The 11,689-nt window shown below is 49.5% G+C and carries 5 protein-coding genes, 9 tRNA genes and 4 rRNA genes; all 18 read right to left on the bottom strand.

Annotation, left to right across the window (positions count from 1 at the left end; translation table 11 throughout):
* Window positions 1-71 precede the first annotated feature (71 nt).
* Window positions 72-1,622, bottom strand: a 16S ribosomal RNA gene (locus tag ACOJQI_RS00560).
* Window positions 1,623-1,847: 225 nt separating this feature from the next.
* Window positions 1,848-1,920, bottom strand: a tRNA-Ala gene (locus tag ACOJQI_RS00555).
* Window positions 1,921-1,942: 22 nt separating this feature from the next.
* Window positions 1,943-2,019 (bottom strand) — tRNA-Pro (locus ACOJQI_RS00550).
* 19 nt (window positions 2,020-2,038) lie between these two features.
* A tRNA-Arg gene (locus ACOJQI_RS00545) sits at window positions 2,039-2,115 on the bottom strand.
* Window positions 2,116-2,147: 32 nt separating this feature from the next.
* A tRNA-Leu gene (locus ACOJQI_RS00540) sits at window positions 2,148-2,236 on the bottom strand.
* Between the two features lie 13 nt (window positions 2,237-2,249).
* Window positions 2,250-2,324, bottom strand: a tRNA-Gly gene (locus ACOJQI_RS00535).
* A gap of 9 nt (window positions 2,325-2,333) precedes the next feature.
* Window positions 2,334-2,418, bottom strand: a tRNA-Leu gene (locus ACOJQI_RS00530).
* Between the two features lie 32 nt (window positions 2,419-2,450).
* Window positions 2,451-2,526: transfer RNA gene (locus ACOJQI_RS00525), tRNA-Lys, on the bottom strand.
* 14 nt (window positions 2,527-2,540) lie between these two features.
* A tRNA-Thr gene (locus ACOJQI_RS00520) sits at window positions 2,541-2,616 on the bottom strand.
* Window positions 2,617-2,720: 104 nt separating this feature from the next.
* Window positions 2,721-2,796: transfer RNA gene (locus tag ACOJQI_RS00515), tRNA-Val, on the bottom strand.
* An 8-nt stretch (window positions 2,797-2,804) separates the two neighbouring features.
* A 5S ribosomal RNA gene (gene rrf, locus ACOJQI_RS00510) occupies window positions 2,805-2,921 on the bottom strand.
* 84 nt (window positions 2,922-3,005) lie between these two features.
* A 23S ribosomal RNA gene (locus tag ACOJQI_RS00505) occupies window positions 3,006-5,941 on the bottom strand.
* 207 nt (window positions 5,942-6,148) lie between these two features.
* Window positions 6,149-7,699: ribosomal RNA gene (locus tag ACOJQI_RS00500) — 16S ribosomal RNA — on the bottom strand.
* Together the 16S, 23S and 5S rRNA genes with 9 tRNA genes alongside form the textbook arrangement of a ribosomal RNA operon.
* 317 nt (window positions 7,700-8,016) lie before the next feature.
* Window positions 8,017-9,513: a lysine--tRNA ligase gene (gene lysS / locus ACOJQI_RS00495; protein WP_421382597.1), complete on the bottom strand. Its 1,497-nt coding sequence runs from the start codon at window positions 9,511-9,513 to the stop codon at window positions 8,017-8,019.
* Between the two features lie 296 nt (window positions 9,514-9,809).
* Window positions 9,810-10,022, bottom strand: coding sequence for a helix-turn-helix domain-containing protein (locus tag ACOJQI_RS00490; protein WP_421382595.1), 213 nt, complete (start codon window positions 10,020-10,022; stop codon window positions 9,810-9,812).
* On the bottom strand, window positions 9,974-10,501 hold the full coding sequence (gene folK / locus ACOJQI_RS00485; protein ID WP_421382593.1) for a 2-amino-4-hydroxy-6-hydroxymethyldihydropteridine diphosphokinase: 528 nt from the start codon (window positions 10,499-10,501) through the stop codon (window positions 9,974-9,976). Before folK ends, ACOJQI_RS00490 begins: the two co-directional genes overlap by 49 nt.
* 1 nt (window position 10,502) lies before the next feature.
* Window positions 10,503-10,862, bottom strand: coding sequence for a dihydroneopterin aldolase (gene folB, locus ACOJQI_RS00480; RefSeq protein WP_421385361.1), 360 nt, complete (start codon window positions 10,860-10,862; stop codon window positions 10,503-10,505).
* Window positions 10,855-11,688, bottom strand: a complete 834-nt coding sequence (gene folP, locus ACOJQI_RS00475; RefSeq protein ID WP_421382591.1) for a dihydropteroate synthase — start codon at window positions 11,686-11,688, stop codon at window positions 10,855-10,857. The genes folB and folP overlap by 8 nt, the downstream gene beginning before the upstream one ends.
* Window position 11,689 lies beyond the last annotated feature (1 nt).

Here is an 11,689-nt window from a genome sequence, read left to right as displayed (position 1 = left end):
GCAAAAAACCTTATTAAACCATCAAAACTGAACAAAACAAAATCAAATCGTCACGTCTCATATATCCTTAGAAAGGAGGTGATCCAGCCGCACCTTCCGATACGGCTACCTTGTTACGACTTCACCCCAATCATCTGTCCCACCTTAGGCGGCTGGCTCCAAAAGGTTACCTCACCGACTTCGGGTGTTACAAACTCTCGTGGTGTGACGGGCGGTGTGTACAAGGCCCGGGAACGTATTCACCGCGGCATGCTGATCCGCGATTACTAGCGATTCCAGCTTCATGCAGGCGAGTTGCAGCCTGCAATCCGAACTGAGAACGGTTTTATGGGATTTGCTGAACCTCGCGGTCTCGCTGCCCTTTGTACCGTCCATTGTAGCACGTGTGTAGCCCAGGTCATAAGGGGCATGATGATTTGACGTCATCCCCACCTTCCTCCGGTTTGTCACCGGCAGTCATCTTAGAGTGCCCAACTGAATGCTGGCAACTAAGATCAAGGGTTGCGCTCGTTGCGGGACTTAACCCAACATCTCACGACACGAGCTGACGACAACCATGCACCACCTGTCACTCTGTCCCCCGAAGGGGAAAGCCCTATCTCTAGGGTTGTCAGAGGATGTCAAGACCTGGTAAGGTTCTTCGCGTTGCTTCGAATTAAACCACATGCTCCACCGCTTGTGCGGGCCCCCGTCAATTCCTTTGAGTTTCAGTCTTGCGACCGTACTCCCCAGGCGGAGTGCTTAATGCGTTAGCTGCAGCACTAAAGGGCGGAAACCCTCTAACACTTAGCACTCATCGTTTACGGCGTGGACTACCAGGGTATCTAATCCTGTTTGCTCCCCACGCTTTCGCGCCTCAGCGTCAGTTACAGACCAGAAAGTCGCCTTCGCCACTGGTGTTCCTCCACATATCTACGCATTTCACCGCTACACGTGGAATTCCACTTTCCTCTTCTGCACTCAAGTCCCCCAGTTTCCAATGACCCTCCACGGTTGAGCCGTGGGCTTTCACATCAGACTTAAGAGACCGCCTGCGCGCGCTTTACGCCCAATAATTCCGGACAACGCTTGCCACCTACGTATTACCGCGGCTGCTGGCACGTAGTTAGCCGTGGCTTTCTGGTTAGGTACCGTCAAGGTGCCGCCCTATTCGAACGGCACTTGTTCTTCCCTAACAACAGAGCTTTACGATCCGAAAACCTTCATCACTCACGCGGCGTTGCTCCGTCAGACTTTCGTCCATTGCGGAAGATTCCCTACTGCTGCCTCCCGTAGGAGTCTGGGCCGTGTCTCAGTCCCAGTGTGGCCGATCACCCTCTCAGGTCGGCTACGCATCGTCGCCTTGGTGAGCCGTTACCTCACCAACTAGCTAATGCGCCGCGGGTCCATCTGTAAGTGGCAGCCGAAGCCGCCTTTCCACCATCCCCCATGCGGGGAAAAGAACTATCCGGTATTAGCCCCGGTTTCCCGGAGTTATCCCAGTCTTACAGGCAGGTTACCCACGTGTTACTCACCCGTCCGCCGCTGACTTCAGGGAGCAAGCTCCCATCAGTCCGCTCGACTTGCATGTATTAGGCACGCCGCCAGCGTTCGTCCTGAGCCAGGATCAAACTCTCCGATAGAAGTTTGACTTGCTCATTTGCTAATTTAAGTGTTAGCAACTTTGTAAGAACTAGGTTCTTACTAGAATTAACGTTGACGTTTTTTGTCTTGTTTTGTTCAGTTTTCAAGGTTCAATCTGAATGTGCTCTCAAGAGCAGCTTTTATATATTAACACCTTTGAAATGATGTGTCAATATGTTTTTTAATGAAGTTTATTTACTCGCTTTGCTTCGTAAAAAACTAAGTGGAGCCTAGCGGGATCGAACCGCTGACCTCCTGCGTGCAAAGCAGGCGCTCTCCCAGCTGAGCTAAGGCCCCGTATTGTAATAATTCATTGAAGTGGTCGGGAAGACAGGATTTGAACCTGCGACCCCTTGGTCCCAAACCAAGTGCTCTACCAAGCTGAGCTACTCCCCGATATATAAGGATATTTTAATGGCGCGCCCGAGAGGAGTCGAACCCCTAACCTTTTGATCCGTAGTCAAACGCTCTATCCAATTGAGCTACGGGCGCAATATTTTTTCTTTTCACCGAGAATAACATTCTGGTGCCGAGGACCGGAATCGAACCGGTACGGTAGTCACCTACCGCAGGATTTTAAGTCCTGTGCGTCTGCCAGTTCCGCCACCCCGGCAAGAAAACTGCAATGGAGCGGAAGACGGGATTCGAACCCGCGACCCCCACCTTGGCAAGGTGGTGTTCTACCACTGAACTACTTCCGCGTAAAAATATGGTGCGGGTGAAGGGAGTCGAACCCCCACGCCTTGCGGCGCCAGATCCTAAGTCTGGTGCGTCTGCCAATTCCGCCACACCCGCATATTATATATGTTTTCCAAGAAAGAAAACAATGGTGAGCCATGAAGGACTCGAACCTTCGACCCTCTGATTAAAAGTCAGATGCTCTACCAACTGAGCTAATGGCTCGTACAAATTAGAAGTGGTGCCGGCAAGAGGACTTGAACCCCCAACCTACTGATTACAAGTCAGTTGCTCTACCAGTTGAGCTACACCGGCAGGTGTTTTTATCTTGCAAGAAGTGATTATATTGATTTCTAAATAAGAATTCAATGTTAGTTTATGGCAGATTATTTTACTCCGCTTTGCTTTGTAAAAAATCATGGTGGAGGATGACGGGATCGAACCGCCGACCCTCTGCTTGTAAGGCAGATGCTCTCCCAGCTGAGCTAATCCTCCGATGTAAAGCCTGGCGACGTCCTACTCTCACAGGGGGAGATCCCCCAACTACCATCGGCGCTGAAGAGCTTAACTTCCGTGTTCGGCATGGGAACGGGTGTGACCTCTTCGCCTTAATCACCAGACTGTATGAAATTGAAAGAACATCGTTCTCTCAAAACTAGATAAAGGTATGAAGAAAAGAAAGTATTCCGAGTTCGCTATAAATTGTGGTTAAGTCCTCGATCGATTAGTATCTGTCAGCTGCACGTGTCGCCACGCTTCCACCTCAGACCTATCTACCTGATCATCTTTCAGGGATCTTACTCACATAAAGTGATGGGAAATCTCATCTCGAGGGGGGCTTCATGCTTAGATGCTTTCAGCACTTATCCCTTCCGCACATAGCTACCCAGCGATGCCTTTGGCAAGACAACTGGTACACCAGCGGTGCGTCCATCCCGGTCCTCTCGTACTAAGGACAGCTCCTCTCAAATTTCCTGCGCCCACGACGGATAGGGACCGAACTGTCTCACGACGTTCTGAACCCAGCTCGCGTACCGCTTTAATGGGCGAACAGCCCAACCCTTGGGACCGACTACAGCCCCAGGATGCGATGAGCCGACATCGAGGTGCCAAACCTCCCCGTCGATGTGGACTCTTGGGGGAGATAAGCCTGTTATCCCCGGGGTAGCTTTTATCCGTTGAGCGATGGCCCTTCCATGCGGAACCACCGGATCACTAAGCCCGACTTTCGTCCCTGCTCGACTTGTAGGTCTCGCAGTCAAGCTCCCTTGTGCCTTTACACTCTGCGAATGATTTCCAACCATTCTGAGGGAACCTTTGGGCGCCTCCGTTACTCTTTAGGAGGCGACCGCCCCAGTCAAACTGCCCACCTGACACTGTCTCCCACCCCGATCAGGGGCGCGGGTTAGAAGTTCAACACAGCCAGGGTAGTATCCCACCGACGCCTCCACCGAAGCTGGCGCTCCGGTTTCCAAGGCTCCTACCTATCCTGTACAAGCTGTGCCAAAATTCAATATCAGGCTACAGTAAAGCTCCACGGGGTCTTTCCGTCCTGTCGCGGGTAACCTGCATCTTCACAGGTACTATAATTTCACCGAGTCTCTCGTTGAGACAGTGCCCAGATCGTTGCGCCTTTCGTGCGGGTCGGAACTTACCCGACAAGGAATTTCGCTACCTTAGGACCGTTATAGTTACGGCCGCCGTTTACTGGGGCTTCGGTTCGCACCTTCGCTTGCGCTAAGCACTCCCCTTAACCTTCCAGCACCGGGCAGGCGTCAGCCCCTATACTTCGCCTTACGGCTTCGCAGAGACCTGTGTTTTTGCTAAACAGTCGCCTGGGCCTATTCACTGCGGCTCTCTCGGGCTTGCACCCTACCAGAGCACCCCTTCTCCCGAAGTTACGGGGTCATTTTGCCGAGTTCCTTAACGAGAGTTCTCTCGCTCACCTTAGGATTCTCTCCTCGCCTACCTGTGTCGGTTTGCGGTACGGGCACCTTTTTCCTCGCTAGAGGCTTTTCTTGGCAGTGTGGAATCAGGAACTTCGGTACTATATTTCCCTCGCTGTCACAGCTCAGCCTTAACGGTGACGGGATTTGCCTCATCACCAGCCTAACTGCTTAGACGCGCATATCCAGCAGCGCGCTTACCCTATCCTCCTGCGTCCCCCCATCACTCAAACGGAAAAGAGGTGGTACAGGAATATCAACCTGTTATCCATCGCCTACGCCTTTCGGCCTCGGCTTAGGTCCCGACTAACCCTGAGCGGACGAGCCTTCCTCAGGAAACCTTAGGCATTCGGTGGACAGGATTCTCACCTGTCTTTCGCTACTCATACCGGCATTCTCACTTCTAAGCGCTCCACCAGTCCTTACGGTCCAGCTTCACAGCCCTTAGAACGCTCTCCTACCACTGACACCAGACGGTGTCAATCCACAGCTTCGGTGATACGTTTAGCCCCGGTACATTTTCGGCGCAGAGTCACTCGACCAGTGAGCTATTACGCACTCTTTAAATGGTGGCTGCTTCTAAGCCAACATCCTGGTTGTCTAAGCAACTCCACATCCTTTTCCACTTAACGTATACTTTGGGACCTTAGCTGGTGGTCTGGGCTGTTTCCCTTTCGACTACGGATCTTATCACTCGCAGTCTGACTCCCATGGATAAGTCTTTGGCATTCGGAGTTTGTCTGAATTCGGTAACCCGATGAGGGCCCCTAGTCCAAACAGTGCTCTACCTCCAAGACTCTTACTACATGAGGCTAGCCCTAAAGCTATTTCGGAGAGAACCAGCTATCTCCAAGTTCGATTGGAATTTCTCCGCTACCCACACCTCATCCCCGCACTTTTCAACGTGCGTGGGTTCGGGCCTCCATTCAGTGTTACCTGAACTTCACCCTGGACATGGGTAGATCACCTGGTTTCGGGTCTACGACCACATACTCATTCGCCCTGTTCAGACTCGCTTTCGCTGCGGCTCCGTCTTTCCGACTTAACCTTGCATGGGATCGTAACTCGCCGGTTCATTCTACAAAAGGCACGCCATCACCCGTTAACGGGCTCTGACTACTTGTAGGCACACGGTTTCAGGTTCTATTTCACTCCCCTTCCGGGGTGCTTTTCACCTTTCCCTCACGGTACTGGTTCACTATCGGTCACTAGGGAGTATTTAGCCTTGGGAGATGGTCCTCCCAGCTTCCGACGGGATTTCACGTGTCCCGCCGTACTCAGGATCCACTCAAGAGGGAACGAAGTTTCGACTACAGGGTTGTTACCTTCTGTGACGAGCCTTTCCAGACTTCTTCGTCTACTTCGTTCCTTTGTAACTCCGTATAGAGTGTCCTACAACCCCAAGAGGCAAGCCTCTTGGTTTGGGCTAATCCCGTTTCGCTCGCCGCTACTCAGGGAATCGCGTTTGCTTTCTCTTCCTCCGGGTACTTAGATGTTTCAGTTCCCCGGGTCTGCCTTCCATACCCTATGTATTCAGATATGGATACTGCACCATTACGTGCAGCGGGTTCCCCCATTCGGAAATCTCCGGATCAAAGCTTACTTACAGCTCCCCGAAGCATATCGGTGTTAGTCCCGTCCTTCATCGGCTCCTAGTGCCAAGGCATCCACCGTGCGCCCTTTCTAACTTAACCAAAAGGTTAATCAAACAAAATATCTCATAAGAGATATCCTAAAACGGCGAATTCTCGGTTATTTCTTGACTTTCTTCATATATCTTTATCTAGTTTTCAAAGAACAATGTTTTAGATGGTGGGTTATTTTACTTTCGCAAAAAACCTTATTAAACCATCAAAACTGAACAAAACAAAATCAAATCGTCACGTCTCATATATCCTTAGAAAGGAGGTGATCCAGCCGCACCTTCCGATACGGCTACCTTGTTACGACTTCACCCCAATCATCTGTCCCACCTTAGGCGGCTGGCTCCAAAAGGTTACCTCACCGACTTCGGGTGTTACAAACTCTCGTGGTGTGACGGGCGGTGTGTACAAGGCCCGGGAACGTATTCACCGCGGCATGCTGATCCGCGATTACTAGCGATTCCAGCTTCATGCAGGCGAGTTGCAGCCTGCAATCCGAACTGAGAACGGTTTTATGGGATTTGCTGAACCTCGCGGTCTCGCTGCCCTTTGTACCGTCCATTGTAGCACGTGTGTAGCCCAGGTCATAAGGGGCATGATGATTTGACGTCATCCCCACCTTCCTCCGGTTTGTCACCGGCAGTCATCTTAGAGTGCCCAACTGAATGCTGGCAACTAAGATCAAGGGTTGCGCTCGTTGCGGGACTTAACCCAACATCTCACGACACGAGCTGACGACAACCATGCACCACCTGTCACTCTGTCCCCCGAAGGGGAAAGCCCTATCTCTAGGGTTGTCAGAGGATGTCAAGACCTGGTAAGGTTCTTCGCGTTGCTTCGAATTAAACCACATGCTCCACCGCTTGTGCGGGCCCCCGTCAATTCCTTTGAGTTTCAGTCTTGCGACCGTACTCCCCAGGCGGAGTGCTTAATGCGTTAGCTGCAGCACTAAAGGGCGGAAACCCTCTAACACTTAGCACTCATCGTTTACGGCGTGGACTACCAGGGTATCTAATCCTGTTTGCTCCCCACGCTTTCGCGCCTCAGCGTCAGTTACAGACCAGAAAGTCGCCTTCGCCACTGGTGTTCCTCCACATATCTACGCATTTCACCGCTACACGTGGAATTCCACTTTCCTCTTCTGCACTCAAGTCCCCCAGTTTCCAATGACCCTCCACGGTTGAGCCGTGGGCTTTCACATCAGACTTAAGAGACCGCCTGCGCGCGCTTTACGCCCAATAATTCCGGACAACGCTTGCCACCTACGTATTACCGCGGCTGCTGGCACGTAGTTAGCCGTGGCTTTCTGGTTAGGTACCGTCAAGGTGCCGCCCTATTCGAACGGCACTTGTTCTTCCCTAACAACAGAGCTTTACGATCCGAAAACCTTCATCACTCACGCGGCGTTGCTCCGTCAGACTTTCGTCCATTGCGGAAGATTCCCTACTGCTGCCTCCCGTAGGAGTCTGGGCCGTGTCTCAGTCCCAGTGTGGCCGATCACCCTCTCAGGTCGGCTACGCATCGTCGCCTTGGTGAGCCGTTACCTCACCAACTAGCTAATGCGCCGCGGGTCCATCTGTAAGTGGCAGCCGAAGCCGCCTTTCCACTCTTCCCCATGCGGGGAAAAGAACTATCCGGTATTAGCCCCGGTTTCCCGGAGTTATCCCAGTCTTACAGGCAGGTTACCCACGTGTTACTCACCCGTCCGCCGCTGACTTCAGGGAGCAAGCTCCCATCAGTCCGCTCGACTTGCATGTATTAGGCACGCCGCCAGCGTTCGTCCTGAGCCAGGATCAAACTCTCCGATAGAAGTTTGACTTGCTCATTTGCTAATTTAAGTGTTAGCAACTTTGTAAGAACTAGGTTCTTACTAGAATTAACGTTGACGTTTTTTTGTCTTGTCTTGTTCAGTTTTCAAGGTTCAATCTGCGTCGCTCGTTTTTGGCGACTTGATAATCTTAACATCTTTCAAAAGCCGAGTCAACAACTTTTTTAAAATGTTTTTTTGTGTTGGCCGCCGTGTTTCGCGGCAACAGATAATAATATACCACCTATTCGAAGGGCATGCAATACTTTTTTAAAATAAAATAAAAAAAGCTCTGGCTGATGACAGCCAGAGCTAACTATTAGTCACGGTGACGCATTAATGGGAATAACAGAACGTCCCGGATGGATGGTGAATTTGTAAGGAGCATCACCAGACGGTCGATACCAATTCCCAGTCCTCCTGTTGGAGGCATTCCATATTCCAGCGCTTCAATGAAGTCATCATCCATCATATGTGCTTCATCGTTTCCTTCTTCTCTTTCTTTCAACTGAGCTTCGAATCTTTCTCTCTGATCGATAGGGTCGTTTAACTCAGTAAAAGCATTCGCATGTTCACGGCCGACAATAAATAGTTCGAAACGGTCCGTGAAGCGCCCATCTTCATCATTCTTCTTTGCTAGCGGAGAGATCTCCACCGGATGGCCATAGATGAAGGTTGGCTGAATCAATTTATCTTCAACCTTTTGCTCGAAGAATTCATTCAGGATGTGACCGTACTGCATACTAGGCTTCACTTCGATTCCATGTTCCTTCGCAAGAGCATGGGCTTCTTCATCGCTCATTTCCTTCCAGAAATCGGCCCCTGTATGTTCTTTGACGGCATCCACCATGTGAAGACGTGTCCACTCTGGTTCAAGGTTTACTTCGTATTCCCCGTACTGGACAGTGGCAGAACCGAATACTTCTTTCGCAATATGAGCAATCAGATTTTCAGTAAGCGCCATGATATCACGGTAGTCAGCATATGCTTCGTACAGCTCTATCATTGTGAATTCAGGATTGTGACGAGTCGACACACCCTCATTACGGAATACTCGTCCAATTTCATAGACCTTCTCCATACCTCCGACAATCAGCCTCTTCAGGTGAAGCTCGATTGCGATACGCATGTACAGCTGCATATCAAGTGCATTATGGTGGGTGATGAATGGACGCGCGGATGCTCCGCCGGCAATTGCATGCATCATTGGCGTTTCCACTTCAAGGTATCCGTTGTTATCCAAGTATCTTCTCATGGATTGGATGATCTTGCTTCGGGCAATGAACGTCTGTTTGCTTTCCTGGCTTGTGATCAAATCCAGGTATCTTTGGCGGTAACGCTGCTCGACATCTTTCAGTCCATGGAATTTTTCCGGGAGAGGTCTTAAAGACTTTGTAAGAAGGATGAATTCCTTTGCTTTGATGGAAAGCTCCCCTACTTTTGTTTTGAAAACCGTTCCCGTGATACCAATCAAGTCGCCAAGATCAGCGGTGTTGAAGATTTCATATTCTTCGTCACCAACAGCATCTTTACGGACATATATCTGAATTTGGCCGGCAAGGTCCTGGACGTGGGCAAAGCCCGCTTTTCCTTTTCCTCTTTTCGTCATGATTCTTCCGGCAATTGTAACGGACTCTTCTTTCTCTTCCAATTCTTCCTTAGTGAAAGAATCATATTGTTCTTTGATTTCTTCTGAAGTATGTGAACGATCAAAACGTTTACCGAATGGATCCAACCCTTTTTGACGAAGGTTCTCCATCTTTTCACGTCTCACCCGCAGCTGGTCATTAATTTCTTCGTGACTCATTACTTTCACTCCTGTTCTATCTGCTAGTTTTAGATAAAGCTGCTTTATTCTAAAAGGATCTTTCTACACATGTTTACGAGAAGAGCCTTTTTAAATTAGCTTATATGATTTTATACCCTACTATTTTACACAATATATGTAATTCGAACACCCCTAAAGGTCTTTTTAATTGAAAAAGGTTGATTTTTGCTTATGAAAACTCTAATCCCTCTTCTTATCTTAAAAAAAGGACTGACAGCAAATATGCTTTCAGTCCCCTTCAGGTAAATCTGCCATGATTAGTTCTCTCTTTTAACACAATAATTTTATTGACCATCCGATGGTTCAAGATCTTCACGGTGAATCCCCAGGATTTCTGCTACTTCCTCCAGGAAATCTTCTGTCGGCAGACGGCTGCCTCTCTCGATTTCACCAAGGATGGAAACGGAAATGCCAAGCTTTCTGGCCAGTCCCTCCTGCGTCAACCCTTTCAGCTTTCTAAATGCACGTATACGTCTTCCCCACTTATCTGTTTCCATAACCGAACTCCTTCTTTATCAGGTATTTCGTCTAGAAGAGCACTCATAGGGGTATTGTACTTAGGATGTTTAAGTGTCTGGGACAGTTCCGCGAGAGGCACAAGCACAAATGCGCGTTCATGCATCCGAGGATGAGGAACAATCAGTTCTTCTGTTTCAATATTTTCATGATTATAGAGTAAAATGTCAAGGTCAATTGTTCTCGGCCCCCACCGGAATTCCCGCTCCCGCCCCAAGTCCTTTTCCACCTGAAGGCATTGGCATAGGAGGATTTCAGCCGGTAAAGATGTTTTAATCTCCAGCACTAAATTCAAGAATTGACCCTGTTCCGTGAATCCTACCGGATCGGTTTCATAAATGGAGGAAATCCTTGTCACTTCTATTTCATGGTGTTGATTCAGCAGTTTTATGGCATTTTTCAAGTATTGTTCCCTGTCTCCCACGTTGGAACCCAGCGATAGGTATGCGATTGATTCCATATCAGCGCCCCCTGGTGATTTCAACCGATACTGAACGATAATGTCCTGGAATCGGTGGATCAGGTTTGATGACCTCGACTGTACAATTTTCGACTTTCGAGAAATCATGGAGGATCCGCTCTGCCAGTTTTTCCGCCAATGCTTCCAGCAGTTTATATGGTTCGCCCTCCACAATTTCTTTACATAGGGAGTATACTTCCCCGTAATTGACAGAGTCCTGGAGGTCGTCGCTTTTCCCCGCTTGAGAAAGATCGACTTCAAGCGATAAACTGACACGGAACCTCTGCCCCAGTTTGGTTTCTTCAGGGAAAACCCCATGGTAGCCGTAAAACTCCATATCTTTTACCTTGATTTTATCCACCATATTCACCCTTCCCCAGCATAGCGTCCATCATGACAGCCATCCGTTTCATTTCTTTAACATCGTGAACACGGACCAACTGGCAGCCCTTCTGGATACCAAAACAAACGGTCGCCCCTGTTCCTTCCATACGCTCCTCAACCGGGAGGTCAAGAATGGTACCGATCATGCGTTTTCTCGATGTGGCCAGAAGGACCGGATAGCCCATTTCTACAAGGCGGTCAAGATTCCTCATCATTTCAAGGTTGAGTTTCAGGTCTTTCGCAAACCCGATTCCCGGATCCAGGATGATGTTCTCTTTTGGCACACCCGCTTTCAATGCAATGTCCACACTTTCCTGTACATCTTTCAGAGCGTCAGCGACAAAATCGCTGTAATCCATATTATCCCGGTTATGCATCAGGATGATCGGTGCATTGAACTCTGCCGCAACTCTCGCAATTTCAGGCTCTTTCTTAGCTCCCCAGACATCGTTGATAATATGGGCACCTGCTTCCAATGCTTTTCGGGCTGTTCCGGCTTTATAGGTATCAATGGAAATCGGTACATCCACTTCTCTTGAAATCGCCTCGATAATAGGACAGACCCTCTGGATTTCATCTTCTTCGGACACCGGAGCATGGCCCGGCCGTGTCGACTCACCGCCGACATCAATAATGTCAGCCCCTTCCGCTGCCATCTCCTTCGCACGTTGAACCGCTTGCTCCAGGGCGTTGTATTTTCCGCCGTCAGAAAAAGAGTCCGGAGTCACATTCAAAATTCCCATAATGAGTGTTTGTTTCTGATATTCAAGCTGATAAGGGCCGGCTTTAATCACTGAAGTCATG

The organism is Bacillus salacetis, assembly GCF_049177075.1.
Lineage (GTDB): Bacteria > Bacillota > Bacilli > Bacillales > Bacillaceae_B > Rossellomorea > Rossellomorea salacetis_A.
The sequence above is the reverse complement of the archived record's forward strand: the minus strand, read 5'-3'. Positions and strand labels throughout refer to the sequence as shown.

Bases quoted from the DNA above. Each gene is read 5' to 3' on its own strand.
- ACOJQI_RS00490 (WP_421382595.1), bottom strand. From the start codon at position 10,022: ATGGAAACAGATAAGTGGGGAAGACGTATACGTGCATTTAGAAAGCTG.
- folK (WP_421382593.1), bottom strand. From the start codon at position 10,501: ATGGAATCAATCGCATACCTATCGCTGGGTTCCAACGTGGGAGACAGG.
- folP (WP_421382591.1), bottom strand. From the start codon at position 11,688: ATGACTTCAGTGATTAAAGCCGGCCCTTATCAGCTTGAATATCAGAAA.